Source organism: Algoriphagus algorifonticola, from assembly GCF_007655305.1.
GTDB classification, from domain to species: Bacteria; Bacteroidota; Bacteroidia; order Cytophagales; family Cyclobacteriaceae; genus Algoriphagus; species Algoriphagus algorifonticola.
Map to the genome: position 1 here is coordinate 144,372 of NZ_VLOG01000055.1, position 13,860 is coordinate 158,231.

15 protein-coding genes are annotated in these 13,860 nt (G+C 39.0%); 6 read left to right on the plus strand and 9 right to left on the minus strand.

Annotation, left to right across the window (positions count from 1 at the left end; all coding sequences use genetic code 11):
• Position 1 precedes the first annotated feature (1 nt).
• Entirely contained in the window at positions 2-1,432 is a 1,431-nt protein-coding gene (locus FL972_RS15405; RefSeq protein WP_144606670.1) for an MFS transporter, read from the plus strand.
• Between the two features lie 496 nt (positions 1,433-1,928).
• Here FL972_RS15405 and FL972_RS15410 read toward each other — a convergent pair whose 3' ends face one another.
• Entirely contained in the window at positions 1,929-2,153 is a 225-nt protein-coding gene (locus tag FL972_RS15410; protein WP_144606672.1) for a DUF3820 family protein, read from the minus strand.
• Between the two features lie 181 nt (positions 2,154-2,334).
• Between FL972_RS15410 and FL972_RS15415 the strand changes: the two genes are divergently transcribed.
• Positions 2,335-4,551 carry a carbohydrate binding family 9 domain-containing protein gene (locus FL972_RS15415; protein ID WP_144606674.1) on the plus strand — a complete coding sequence of 739 codons (2,217 nt, stop codon included), beginning with the start codon at positions 2,335-2,337 and terminating at the stop codon, positions 4,549-4,551.
• A gap of 1,170 nt (positions 4,552-5,721) precedes the next feature.
• On the opposite strand, the gene FL972_RS15425 is transcribed toward FL972_RS15415, so the two are convergent.
• Entirely contained in the window at positions 5,722-6,582 is an 861-nt protein-coding gene (locus tag FL972_RS15425; RefSeq protein WP_144606676.1) for a T9SS type A sorting domain-containing protein, read from the minus strand.
• Between the two features lie 150 nt (positions 6,583-6,732).
• Complete coding sequence (locus FL972_RS15430; protein ID WP_144606678.1) at positions 6,733-7,911, minus strand: hypothetical protein; 1,179 nt, start codon at positions 7,909-7,911, stop codon at positions 6,733-6,735.
• A 200-nt stretch (positions 7,912-8,111) separates the two neighbouring features.
• Between FL972_RS15430 and FL972_RS15435 the strand changes: the two genes are divergently transcribed.
• From FL972_RS15435 to FL972_RS15450, 4 genes are all read left to right on the plus strand, one after another.
• Positions 8,112-8,891, plus strand: coding sequence for a hypothetical protein (locus FL972_RS15435; RefSeq protein WP_144606680.1), 780 nt, complete (start codon positions 8,112-8,114; stop codon positions 8,889-8,891).
• Positions 8,892-9,542: 651 nt separating this feature from the next.
• Positions 9,543-10,136, plus strand: coding sequence for a DUF4372 domain-containing protein (locus tag FL972_RS15440; protein ID WP_144606682.1), 594 nt, complete (start codon positions 9,543-9,545; stop codon positions 10,134-10,136).
• A gap of 21 nt (positions 10,137-10,157) precedes the next feature.
• Positions 10,158-10,418 (plus strand): hypothetical protein, encoded by a 261-nt coding sequence (locus tag FL972_RS15445; RefSeq protein ID WP_144606684.1) that lies wholly within the window; start codon positions 10,158-10,160, stop codon positions 10,416-10,418.
• Complete coding sequence (locus FL972_RS15450) at positions 10,418-10,768, plus strand: transposase (RefSeq protein WP_144606686.1); 351 nt, start codon at positions 10,418-10,420, stop codon at positions 10,766-10,768. The genes FL972_RS15445 and FL972_RS15450 overlap by 1 nt, the downstream gene beginning before the upstream one ends.
• A 65-nt stretch (positions 10,769-10,833) precedes the next feature.
• Here the strand turns inward: FL972_RS15450 and FL972_RS15455 are convergent, their stop codons facing one another.
• The 6 genes from FL972_RS15455 to FL972_RS19535 all read right to left on the minus strand — a co-directional run bounded on the left by FL972_RS15455 (position 10,834) and on the right by FL972_RS19535 (position 13,800).
• Complete coding sequence (locus tag FL972_RS15455) at positions 10,834-11,454, minus strand: HipA domain-containing protein (protein WP_144606688.1); 621 nt, start codon at positions 11,452-11,454, stop codon at positions 10,834-10,836.
• Positions 11,451-11,558: a hypothetical protein gene (locus tag FL972_RS19725; protein ID WP_394344576.1), complete on the minus strand. Its 108-nt coding sequence runs from the start codon at positions 11,556-11,558 to the stop codon at positions 11,451-11,453. The genes FL972_RS15455 and FL972_RS19725 overlap by 4 nt, the downstream gene beginning before the upstream one ends.
• Before the next feature lie 25 nt (positions 11,559-11,583).
• Positions 11,584-11,766 (minus strand): HipA N-terminal domain-containing protein, encoded by a 183-nt coding sequence (locus FL972_RS19730; protein WP_317129955.1) that lies wholly within the window; start codon positions 11,764-11,766, stop codon positions 11,584-11,586.
• Positions 11,738-11,977: a helix-turn-helix domain-containing protein gene (locus FL972_RS15465; protein ID WP_144606690.1), complete on the minus strand. Its 240-nt coding sequence runs from the start codon at positions 11,975-11,977 to the stop codon at positions 11,738-11,740. Before FL972_RS15465 ends, FL972_RS19730 begins: the two co-directional genes overlap by 29 nt.
• A gap of 498 nt (positions 11,978-12,475) precedes the next feature.
• Complete coding sequence (locus tag FL972_RS15470; protein ID WP_144602282.1) at positions 12,476-13,411, minus strand: ISAon1 family transposase; 936 nt, start codon at positions 13,409-13,411, stop codon at positions 12,476-12,478.
• Between the two features lie 29 nt (positions 13,412-13,440).
• Positions 13,441-13,800, minus strand: a complete 360-nt coding sequence (locus FL972_RS19535; protein ID WP_144602284.1) for an ISAon1 family transposase N-terminal region protein — start codon at positions 13,798-13,800, stop codon at positions 13,441-13,443.
• Positions 13,801-13,860: the final 60 nt, after the last annotated feature.

The window sequence follows — 13,860 nt, forward strand, 5'->3', positions numbered from 1 at the left end:
CATGTCAAAATTTAAAACTGCCCCTGAGGACATTGTTCCTTTTGTTCAGAAGTTTGCCTTCGGCGCAGGTAACCTCGCTAATCAGTTGTTCCCGGCCGCTTTGGGAGCATTTATGTATTACCTGGTGGTTGCCTATAAAATGGACCCACTGGATGCTGCCTTACTCTCATCCATCCCCCGTCTTTTGGACGCAATCACCGACCCAGTTATGGGCTATGTCACGGATAATACTCGCTCCAAATGGGGTCGTAGAAAACCCTATATCTTTTTGGGCTCCTTCATTGCAGGAATCACCTTTATCATGATGTGGCAGCTCAATCCAGAAGACTCTTCCAACTTTCATTTTTGGTACATCCTGACCTTATCCTTTGTATTCTATATAGGTTACACCATTTTCGCCACACCTTTGATTGGGCTCGGGTATGAAATGACTTCCGATTATAATGAGCGAACTCGCTTAATGGCCTCTTCTCAAATCATAGGGCAGTTAGCCTGGATGATAGCTCCCTGGATTTGGTGGGTTATTGCGCAGCCTAATATTTTTCCAACCCAAACTCAGGGGGTAAGAACGGTGGCAATTGTAACTGGTATTGCCTGCCTGATTCTCGCCTTGCTTCCTTCTATTTTTTGTAAAGAAATAGATCAAACCAATCTAACCGGTCAATCTAATCTATCCCTTAAAGACTTTAAAAAGAACATGCTGAATCTTTTCAAGGGGATGAAAGAGATTTTAACCAATCAGCAATTTTTGAGGGTATGTGGAGCTACTTTTTTGGTATTTAACGGTTTTCAGATCGTAGCTCAATTTTCATTGTTCATTATTGTGTATTACATGTTCAATGGTGATTATGGAGTAGCTGGTCAATGGCCTGCCTGGTATAATACCTTAGCTGCAGCCTCCACCATGTTTTTGGTAATTCCTATTATCACCAAGTTAGCCACCAAGTATGGTAAAAAGAATGCATTCATTATTTCAACTTTTATATCCATTATTGGCTATGGCATAAAATGGTGGGGCTTCAATCCAGAGATCACTTGGCTGATGTTTATCCAAGTTCCCTTCATGTCATTCGGGATTGGGGGCTTATTCACTTTAATGATGAGTATGACTGCCGACCTATGCGATCTGGATGAATTGAGAAATGGAATGCCTCGGAAAGAGGGAACCTTCGGAGCTGTTTATTGGCTCATGGTAAAAATTGGGTCTGCGATTGCCCTGACTCTCAGCGGAATGATCCTTTCATTTGTCGGTTGGGATCAAAACCAGCCTACCCAGACTTTGGAAACTCTCACTAACCTCAGAATTGCAGACGTAATTGTACCTATAGTTGCCGCCCTGCTGGCCGTAGTGACGATGTGGAATTATAATGTCACCGAGGAGCGTGCCAATGAAATACGGAATGAGTTGATAAAAAGAAGAGGAAGACTTTAAAACCCAATCAAGAGGCTGTCTCTTTAATAGCTCTATTGTCAGCCTGAGTCTTAAATGTTCTTCGATCATATAAATAATGGTATGACAGGGTCATCCAAAATGGATTCGTCTGTTGTTATTTCACAATTGAAATCCATTCCTTTTAGAAAAACTTATTTATGGAGGGCGCGGTGGGCTGACGCAGCAGCGGGCCAGCGTCCGGCCCAGTGCGGTTGGAGCTTTGCTGCGTCTTGAACTTTTGGTTCTTTTGGTTCAAGCCAAAAGAACAAAGAGAAAAAATCAAAATGCTAAATTGAAGCAGGAAGTCCTTAGTCTAGTTAAAACTAATTTTAAAGAACAAAGAATTAAATTCCGAAATAATTGAAATTTCGGAATTTAATTCAACCTGTCATTGATAAAGGATTCGAAGGCCATTACTATCGTTGTGGCCTAAATTTAGATCCCGTACAATCGTCGGAATGTTCAATGTGACAAATTGGACTTTTGAGAAAGTCTTTTATTTTTGAGGATACTTCCTTTTAAGATCACTTAAAATTTGCTCCAGCCCGTTCAACCTGATTTCATAGAGGGTATGTAAGCACATCCCCAATTTCCCCTCAGGAAATCCCTGTCCATGCATCCAGACCAAGTAGTGTTCTGGCACATCACAAAGTAAACGGCCCTTATACTTTCCAAAAGGCATTCTCTTGGTCACTAAATCAATCAGTATTTCTGGGTTCATCCGATAAAACTAATTGGAAGAAGGAGAATAAAGGAAAATAGAAGTGAAATATTCTCTTTTTCTGCAATTTCCCCTGAATTTGGATTCTAAAAAATGTACGCAAACGGCTAAGCTTAGGACAAGAAAGTACCGCTGATATAAATAAGATTCCCACCCCGCTTAAGCAGCTGTACTTTGCACTATGCTAAGAAAAATACTATTTATTTTAGTTTTTAGTTTAAGCTTAGGTGGTCTTTCTGCTCAGGATATTATTTTCAAAAGAGTTTCACAACCTATAGAAATAGACGGAGAGATTGATGAGGCGTGGAACCTTGCGGATTCTGCCTATAATTGGATGCAATATTTCCCTTTCGACTCTGCTTTGGCTGTTAATCAATCGGTAGCTAAAGTGCTTTTTGATGATAAAAACATCTATGTTTTAGGAATTCTATACAGCAATAACCAAGACAGAAAATATGTCACCCCTTCCTTAAGACGGGATTTCAGAGGGGCAGCAAATGACAACTTTACAGTCATTTTTGACACATTTCAGGATAGAACCAATGCATTTACTTTTGGAATCAATCCATTTGGCGTAAGAAGAGAAGGTTTGGTCGCAAATGGTGGAACGGGAGAAAGTTCATTCAGTTTGGATTGGGATAATGTTTGGAAAGGAGAAGCCAAGCAGTATAATGGCTATTGGGTAGCAGAAATGGCTATTCCGCTGAATTCCCTAAGATTCAATGAAGGTCAGAAGGAGTGGAATATAAATTTTTACCGAATTGACAGTGAAAGTGCCGAAAGATCTACCTGGGCACCCATTTCCAGAAATTTCACGCTCTTTAATCTAGCAGTATTGCGTGTTGCACAGTGGGAAGAACCCACCAAGAAATCCGGAAAAAACCTTTCATTTATCCCCTATATATCAGGCAATTCCAGTAAGAATTTTGAAAATAAAACTGATGCTGTAACTGGTTTCAACGCAGGGTTTGATATTAAATATGGTATCACTCCCGGGTTGAACCTGGACTTAACTGTTAATCCGGATTTTTCCCAGGTTGAAGTCGATCAGCAGGTCACCAATTTGGATAGGTTCGAGATTTTCTTTCCTGAAAGAAGACAATTCTTTCTGGAAAATGCAGACCTATTTTCGAATTATGGAAATAGAGGTACCCGACCTTTTTTTAGCAGAAGAATTGGCGTATCCAGAGATGAAAGCACCGGACAGAATATACAATCGCCTATTCCCTTTGGAGCCAGAATCAGTGGAAAGGCCAATGACAATCTCCGGGTAGGAATTCTAAGCATGCAGGTCTCCGATGACCAAGCTGCAAGCTTACCTTCCTATAATTATTCTATGGTTTCTTTGCAGCAAAAAGTATTTACCAGATCGAATATCTCTGCTTTCCTGGTCAATAAGCAAACTTTCCAGAGCAGAGAAAAATATGCTGATAGCCTGTACAATGCTTGGGATAGGACTTTTGGAGTAGACTACAATTTAGCTTCAGCAAATAACCGGATAAATGGTAAGTTCTTCTACCATCAAAATATCAATCAGGTAGCAAAAGACAGTGCCTTTGCAATGGGTGTGGAACTTGAATACAATGTACCAAAGTGGTCTTTGGAAATGCGCTCTCAATCTGTTGGTTCCAATTATGCTCCTGAAGTAGGCTTTGTCCGAAGAACAGACATCCGACAATTAGCCATGACTTACCGCCGCAGCTTCTTCCCTTCTTCGGGAGGAGTTCAGCGACACGGACCTGGCTTTGACTTTGACATGGTAGGAAATAATACCTATGGATTTTTGGACTGGGATGTCAATTTATTATATGACATCAATTGGAAATCCTCGGCGCGGTTTTCTTTGCGGGCGAGAAGGCAATACACCTATTTGTTCAGAGGCTTTGATCCCAGCGGATCAGACGGGCTCGCTTTACCTGCCAATACCGAATACACCAATAATTTGATCATAGCGAGGTATAGTTCTGATGAAAGAAAAATCATTTCTTTCAACTTGGGCACCCGATCCGGAGAATACTTCAACGGGACGAGAATTAACTTGGAGGGGAGCGTTCAGTGGAGATATCAACCTTTAGGCTTTACCAGTATAGACTTCGAATTCAACCGAATCCGACTTCCGAGACCCTATAGTGATTCCAATCTATTTTTAATCGGACCGAGGTTCGATTTCACCTTCAGCAAGCAACTTTTTTGGACCACCTTTGTCCAATACAATAGCCAAATCGACAATGTGAATATCAATTCCAGGCTCCAATGGCGTTTTGCTCCGGTTTCAGATATTTTCTTGGTTTACACGGACAATTATTTGGCAGAAATGAATCCGGATGGATTTATTGAGTTTGGGAGTTCCAAATCCCGAGCAATAGTCTTTAAAATGACTTATTGGTTGAATCTTTGATTCAAACTGCAAAAATAAAAGCTAGCCTTCTTGCAAAGACTGGCTTTTTTTTGCAGAGAGGAAGGGATTGGTCGTACGCTCAGCCATGCCACTCAACCTCTCGCGAATCTCCCTTCGGTCGATTTCAAACCCGAGGGTTCTCATCCCTTCTTTGCCGACAACCTAGAACTTTACATAAAATAAAAAAGTCAACCTTATCGCTAAAGTTGACTTGCAGAGAGGAAGGGATTCGAACTATTTACGAAATATGTTGAAAATCAATATGTTACAAAACAAATAATCGGGTATGCAAATAATTACACAAAATTTAATTAGACGTTTTCTAATTCCATTAAAATTATAGACTGTAGATTTTATTTCCAACCATTTTTATAAAAGTTTTCGAACCTCCTAAATTTTATCACGATTTTGTTGTATACAAAAGAGGATAAAATATTGACCACTTTATGTTTCTGAATTCCCGCCATTCCCTTTTCCCCATACGTTACGTTCCTCTTTCGGGAAGCAGAATTGGCTGTAAATCGGGTTTTTTGCAGCCCTTGCCCTGATTCCTTGTTGTTTTTTAAGGTGGATTCAGGGCAACTGCTTTTCAATTTTTTGAAAATGGTAGGTGAACTTGAATTACAGAATGAGGCAGCCCTTTATGACCTCTTAGGCTTTACACTACACTTCCTGTCCCGATCTTCGGGATCGCAAAGAACGAATAGTTTATAGCCGATAAAGGTCTGATCCTTTTCTTAATTGCATTCTTGCTGATTTCGAGCATTCCATTCAAGAGATTTTTAGAAAGTTTTTCCTAACGGGTCATGGTATAGGTTAGATTTTAGCAATCACACTTTTTGGAGGCACTTTGACTAGTTTTCTATGAGCCATTTGGAAAAGGCATCCAATACCGGCGATGAATTGTCAAGCTTATAGCCCCACACACACAGGGCTTAAGCGATTGTCCCGGCAGTAACCTTCCATCTCCTCAAGCTTTCCAAGAAAGGCAAGTACTAGCTTTGCCCTTATTTCGTAGGTTTGTTATGCATTAAAGAATTCACGGCATGAATATGATCTGCGACACAGATGGGCACCTCATTTTGTTTTCCATATTGGCCATAAACTGCATATCCATCGCTTTGGATATAGCCTCTGAAGTCCTCTAATACCCTTTTGAAAGCAAATTTCTCACCTATCTACCAATATTTTTCTAGAAATGACTCCTTCGTTTATGGCTAAATGTATGATATACACTCCCTTTGGTAAATCTTTCACATCTATTCTTTTTGGAGATCCCACAATTTTTTGATTTGAGTTTTTCAATAATTTCCCGTTTAAATCAAAAATACTATATCCATGGATTTCAAAGTTTTCATCAACATCGAATTTGTTGTTTTTTGGAAAGATTGATATCGACTCACTTGCTGGATTTGGACTAATTTCAATTTCTCGACAATTCTGACAATTATTTACTGTAACATACAAGGAAGATGATTGGCCTGAGGCACAAGAATTGACGGGGATAACAGTAACATTGCCACTAGAAGGCCCTACTGTAACTGTAATAGAATTTCCTAAACCATTACCGCCTCCGGTCCACCCACTGGGTAATTGCCAATTATAACTTGTTGCTCCGGGAACTGCTTGAACCGAGTATGTAATTATACTATAAGTATAAACGTAAGTTCCTCCAGAAATTGATCCTGCTCCGCTCGGTTTTCCTACTCTAAACGTTTTGTCATAGGTTTTAGAATTACACAACCCAGAGACAGTGAATCTAATTTTAATCTCTCCTGAGACAGAAGTGTTTGAAATAGAAACATTCGCACTTTTACCTGTTCCTGATGATGGTGAAGACAAAAGTGAAGCCCCCTGAATAATTGACCAGCTAACTGACAAATCTAGAGGTGCATTTTGCAAAGTAAAAGTGGAACTGCTACAAACTAAATCAGGGCCGTTAACAGAAGGGAAAATCTTACTTCCTGGAGTACTCGTAATGGTATTAATTGCAACAATGCCTTCATTATTTGGGTCTAAATATGAACACAAGAACGACCATGAGCGACTAAGCCTTACAGAATATACTTCATATGATGTAAAATCAGAACAGTTTAGAACAGATTCTGCACCATATAGAGAACCTATAACGCGTTTATTTTGGTTTAGAGTAGGACTTCCAGAACTAATCGTTTCTGGAAATCAATTTGTTAGCATATACTTCCATATTCCATAAGAAACACCAGGCTCCACTAATAATTCAGGCGTTGCTGGGCCACCTAGCATGTACTTTTGGACATCTCCTAGAGGATGGTGAATACCGTGAATAGTAGGGATTGTTTCATCAATTATACTCCACCCTAAATAAGACACTGGGTTGTTATTAAAAACTCTGCTGGTTCCCGGATTAGTAGATAATTCAACCAATCTTAAATCATTAGATCCATCAAACCCCAGTTGAGTAGCTCCTTGGATAAAATACATTTGCGATCCGTTTGTTGTAGGAGTACATTGAGGGCTCTTGTAATGAAAAATATATCTCATATTTGATAATAAAATTTCAGATAAGCCATGAATCATAGAAAGAAAAAGAGCCCTCTTATTTTGAGATCCATTGTTAATCAAAAATCCTGTTCCATGAAACGAAATATTTCCTCCAGACCAATTTTCGGAATAAGTCATAAGAGCAACTGCTTTTGACTCCAAATTTAGTCCAGTAAAGCATACTATATTTTCTAAACATGATGAGGAACAACCATAACCGTAACAATTAATTCCCTCTATTTTTGCAGCATCGAATTTATTAACCCCAAAAAAGTCAAAAATTACGTGTCCGATATTAGAAATTTGGACTTTACTTGGAGAAGTTTCATTTACTCCTTCGATTAATAAAATCCTGATTTTATCGCCCGGAATGAAACCTGGATCAAAATTATTTGACCTAAAAATATCTTCTGAAATTATTGGGCCTAAAATATACGATTCTTCATCATTAATAATATAAAGTTGAGCGCTTTTAGACAATTCGATATGGCTAAAATTAACACTCAATGTGTTGGAACCAGGAGAAGAGATCTCAATTTCTCGAAAATTCACCTCTCCATTCCTTACCTTTGGAATCGAATCAAAACTTAAATTAAAAATCAGGGTTTTACCAATGTCAAGAGGCTTATCTAATGAAGTATGATTCTGAATTCCTAAAAACAATTCTGTAATTGAACGATCTTTGTCTGGAAATTCTGGTACAAATGAAGTTTTAAAGGATGAAACTTTTGATGGAATTTGTGAAGGATCCACCTTTTCTACTTTTGCTTGTGCAATTGTTTCAGTTAGTTGAAAATTGAAATAAATAAAAACTGAGAGGAGTAAATACTTTTTCATAAGCTTTGCGTTAAAATAATTAAATGTTAATTTACATAAAGATTCGCGTCAATGCGAGTTTTCCAATTAAACATGGGTTAAAAACCAAAATGCTTTCTGTGAATTGTGGTCTGTCGTCGCGCATCCCCATAATTCGTTATTATCAATTTCTAACAGAGTTTCGGAATATTAGTATAATTAAAATAAAATTTCAGGAAATCATGCAAACTAAGGCCTTTTTATTTTTCTTGATAATCATCTTATCAGGTTGCGAAATCACGGAAAGTCAAAATCCCCCTATATTTACCTTGGAGGATGAACTTAAAGAAGTATTGGCAATGCCGCTTGTTTCTCCTTCAGGCAAATTGAGTAAAGTGGTCACTTATGGAGGAAACTCTGATAAGGTTTATGGATCCATCGAAATATATTATCCAGCCATTGGGAATATTAGCGTGCATATTCAAAAGGATCAAAATCAAGATACTTTAGGGATAACTCTTAATTATTTCAGTGGAGAGCAAATGGAAACCTCTCATTTCTTTCAATATCAAGAAGGGAAGGCAAATTGGTTTTCCTCACGGGAGATCCAACTTACGTCTGAGAATCTCCTCGATAAAATTTTCCTCACCAGTGAAAATCGAGAAAGAAGTCTTCTTGCCCAATATCACTATAATTCTCAAAATCAATTAGTTCAGGTTGAGTATCCTAATGAAAACGGGGCTGCTTTGGAGGTTTATGAATATGATGAATTTGGTAGAATTTCAAAAGAATGGAAATCCGCAATGGGCCAGGAAGAATTCAAAATCGATTATCTGGTATATCGCTATAATGATGACCTTCTTGTAGCTAAAGAATCAGGAATAAGAGGAACAATTACTGATGAGAGAGAAGATGCTTTCCAGTATTTTTATGATTCAGAAGGAAAATTGATTATTCAAAAAGAATACGATCCTTATTTTGGATTCCAACAAAAAAGTCGAACTGAGTATTTCTACCACTAAAAAAAAAGGAAGAATGATTTTAGAATTGGTAGGCAGCTAGTCTCAAGCATCGAAATTAGTGCTTTTTTTCTATGATTTAGGCTATTTACCAGCACACCTTGATTTCACAAAGGTAATTGTGGCCGGAAACCAAAACCTTGAATTCTTAAAAGATTTGGCAGTTATATCCAGTCGAACTTCTATTTGGTTTATAGGTGAGTCTTTGTTTGTTTGGGTTAGGTTACTTTATACTCCAACAGCGACGAGGTATCTGAATTCCTACAATTATTAGGTCTGATGGCACTTAACTGCATTGTCCCTCCAAAATAAATTTCGTTCAACAAAAAGAACGCCCAAACTATTCAAAAGAAAGAAGCTGATCATTCGATGACAGCGAAAGATTAACCTAATGAACATTTAAGTCGGATTGAAAAACTTTTTCCCATATCTCTGATTAAGGGTGAGATTTCAGCCTGATGTGCTGGCTTTGACAGGTTTTAGCAACGAAGATGTGAAATATTTGATCAGTTATTTTATGATTATCAACTACTGTCGTCCGAGAACAAAAGTTGGTAAAACAATTTCTTCTAGGAATAGTGCAATATTAAAGATGGGAAACTAAAAAGCTATCCCATCTTAGTTACATTGTTGTTTCGAACAAGAAATAACAATATGAAGCAAAGTAAGGATAATTTTTCATCCGGTCATACCATTATTGCTCAGCTTTTGTCGCTGATCCCTAGGGAGGTTTTCAAAGAAGTCACTGAACAGGAAGGAGCTGACAGGTATTACAAAAAGCTTAAGTCAATAGACCATTTTATCACCATGTTTTATGCCGTGCTGACCCGCAACAGCAGCCTACGGGAAGTGTGTACCAATATTTCTTTTATAGCCAAAAGCCTAATTCCTTTTGGGATCAGACAACTGCCTGCCAGAAGTACGCTGTCCGATGCGAACCGAAAACGCAGTCACACCTTTTTCCAGCAGCTTTATATGCGGCTATATATCCATTATAGAACAAATCTGACCGGGAACTGGCTGGATATCGGCGGTGAGGTCGACCCAAGTAAAGTGGAAGTATTTGACTCTACGACCATAACGCTTTTCAAAGCGGTGCTCAAGGGTACCGGACGAAATCCCCTGGAGGGAAAGAAAAAGGGGGGAGCCAAGGTATTCACCCAGATGAATCTGGCAGAAGGCGTTCCCAATTTCATCTGCATCCGTTCAGCGGCAACGAATGAAAACGTGTTTCTTAAGGTGATGTAACTTAAACAGTACAGCATAGCCGTGTTTGACAAGGGGTGTAACCGCTATTCCTGTTTTGAAAAGTGGAGCAGTAGCAACAGGTATTTTGTGACCCGAAAAAAAGACAATGCACGGTATGAGATGGTCAAGGAGTTTGAATGTTCCCATGCTCCGGACATTGAAGAAGACCAGGTTATCTTGCTGACTTACAGAGAGAACCGTGTTTCTCGGACAGTCGAGGTCAGAATGGTGAGTTACCTGGATCCCCAAAGCGGTAAAAACTGGAGTTTATCAGCGATCTGATGGGACATGAGGCACTGACCATCGCCCAGCTTTATAAGAACAGATGGGTCATAGAGGTTCTGTTCAAGCAGATAAAGCAGAATTTTGAACTGAAATACTTTTTGTCGGACAGCGAGAACGGGATCAAAATCCAAATATGGGTTGCCATGATCCTGAATCTGCTGTTTACCCTACCCCACAGGAAAATAAAGGAGGCTGAAGACTTTTCAACCCTTGTGATGGTAGCAGCCAAAAACCTATGCTCATACGTGAGCCTGGAGAGGTTTCTGCTTAATAGTAAGGCCTACGGTGAAAGAATATTTAAAACAGAACTCAATAAAATACAAACAGAAATCCTGTTCTCAGGATAGGGGTACTTTTTGAGAAATAGAAAATAGGCCTCTACTTGAACATTAGAGGCCTCTTTTGCGTGTTCTTATAAATATGTCGGACGACAGTAATTTCCTATCAAAAATGAGACGATAACCTGTTGATAGAATTTCACTACTTCCAATAATGGGTTATAACTAAAGTTGATAATGGCTTTTGCAATCTGCTCATAGGAGCCCCTGTATTTATGTTCGGTAAGTTTTCCTGTAAATTGACAGGCATCCTCCATTGGAAACTTCTTATTGGTTGGACTTCTATCTATTCGCTTTGTGAGGTAGGCTAATTCACCACCTAGCAGAGGTATTAGCAAAAAGGGAACTGTTTCTATTCCAGCCTCTTTGGCCATCAGCATCGATAAAGCCTCGATTTCCGGCATTTGAGGATAAAGATCAAATGGAGGCTTTAATATGTATTTTCCATTCAAGGCTCCAACAATAGTCAATCTCTTCTCTTTTTTCTCTTCGATAAAACCCAGTGATAGTTTAGGCTGTACTCCGATCACAATTATCCTCTGAGAAATGTTTTCTCTTGCAAGTTCTTTAATATTAGCCAAGTCCAGATTAAGACTTAAAACAGGTTCATCTTCCTTCCAAAAATCTTTGAGGCACTTTTGATGATATTGAGATTCTCCATTCAATGCCCGATTACATGCAAGACAAAAAATCATATTTCAATCACACTAATATTCCCAATACAATCCCTGCAAGTTTTTAATAACAAACCCATCCTATCTCTTGGATTCAATTTCCAATTTTGATGTGCAATTTCCAATAACCATCCTTCAGGAATCAGTCCGTCAAAAAAAAGGAAATAAAGTTTCTGATTTATATGATTCTGTTTGCAATGGCAATGTCAGCGAAACTGGCAATGGATTCTTTGATTTTAGGTACTTGTCTGAATAGGTAAATGTATACCCATCTTCACCTTCTTCCAGAATTCCTACCAAATGATTAGCTACCCAAATTTCTCCTTGTCTCATCACTTATTTCAGTTGGAGTTAATGTGTGACCAAAAAACAATAAAACCTGATTGATTTTATCCGCCATCAGATTCGGTTTCCCTTGTTCTAATTCTCTTAGAAACCGTATTCCTACACCAGAAATATCAGCTAGTTCCAATTGAGTTAGCCCAGCTTCCTTTCTTCTCCTTCGAACAAATTCTGAAATGCTATTATTTCTATTCCAAGCCATATATTTATACCCTTATGGGTACAATTTAAAGAAATAACATCAAATTACACCTAAAAGGGTATAATTATTAAAAAATAAGGCTTAAAATACCCTTACGGGGATAATTTTAATTCAACTTTCCATTACTTCATTTAAGTGAAGTTTCTACTCACTACCTTATAAATGAGATGGAGGACTATTCTGGAAAATTTATTCTGTGGCTCATTTTAAATAAAAAGGATGACTTCGCAACTGATTAAATTAAAAACCCCAACTATATAAAATACTGATAGTTAGAGATTTTACTTGTAAAGATAAAGAGGTTGGCCTTGCCAATCCCAAATAAAGAAGGTAGTTCAAAAAAGCCTGCTCACCTTGTTCGCAATATCTTTTTTGCCTATTTCCCGCTCAAGCGTTCTTGGCCGCTTAAACGCAAAAAGCCTTTTCGCTGAGCGAAAAGGCTTTTTGCAGAGAGGAAGGGATTGCGGATCAGTCTGAATATCTGGGGAGGCTAAAATTTTATCCATAGATATTGGAAAGTCTGAAGAGGAAGAATTCGACATTTGATACACCTCTGAACTGTGCTCTGAACGCTTTGATTTTTGCATTGAATGATTCAGCCGATGCGTTTGTGCTTCTGTTTTCAAAGAAGTTGAGAATGGTTTCGTAGTGATTTTGGATGGTTCTGGATACGGTGTTGAAGGATTTGAATCCTGCCTGTTCCACTTCGTTGTACCAGTGAGCTAGTTTGGTGAAGGCTACTCCCTTGATTTTGCTGGTCTGATAGATTCTGGCCAGAGACCTGGACAGTTTATAAGCTTTTTCCAGATCAGGATAGCGATAGAAAAGTATTTCTGCCCGGTGTGCCTGTGAGGGTGTCCAGGAATCCTCTGCCTTGAAAAGCAAATATCTACTCCTTGCCAAAAGCTGTTTTTCAGTGTCTCCGTTTTCGAGCTTGTTAGGAATAAACGGCTTGCCACACTCTTTGCTCAGTTCCATTTCTTTGTTTTCCTGCTCGATGGCCTCCCATCTGTGGGCAATTCTCATTTCCTGTACGGCCTCATGAACAAGTTGCTGGACATGGAAGCGGTCGGTAACCAACAGTGCTTTAGGAAAACTCCTGCGAACAATTCGTTCCATGCTGGCAGCCATGTCCAGGGTCACTTCCTTGACTTTCTTTCGTTTGCCCTCAGGTAATTTTCTCAGCACATCAATTACCCGCTCACTGTCAGTTCCCTTAATCATAGCAACCAACGCTCCCTTTTTGCCTTTGGCGGCTTTATTGGTCAGTACGGTATAGAGTTCTCCCTGAGAAAGGGATGTTTCATCAATGCTGAGGTGGGTGCCCAGATTTTCCGGAAAGAGAATCCAATCCTTGGCATGGAATTTCTGAGACCAAGTCTGAAAGTCACTGAGATGAAAAACATACTGATGTTCAAGGACCTTTCCATTCACATGGAAGTTTTCGGCAAGACTCTTACAACTTACAGGGGACGAGTCCAGTCGTTCCTTTTTAAAAAAAGCGCGAATTCCTGTGTCATTCGCGTGCCGTTAGCTACCAAATTCCAGTCCCTGCTTACATTCTTTCCCGTCTCTTCATTCAACCACTTTCTCCGCTTTATTTTCAGGAAACAAGCTTTACCCCTCAGGGGGAAATCCTGCACGGTAACTTCCTCAAAAAAACCTTTGGAAACCAGCTTTACTCCCTGAAGATGTTCAGGATGAATGTTGAGCTCTTCCAAATAAATATGATAAGCATTGTCCTTCAAGGCTGCCGAGGTAACCTTGAAAAATTCCAAAAGCCCCTGAGGCAAAAGTAAACTGAGGTAATCCTTTTCTTCCAATTGTTTTTTTTAACAAAGAAACTCGATTCACTCAAATCCCCCAAGTTTTAGGACTGATCC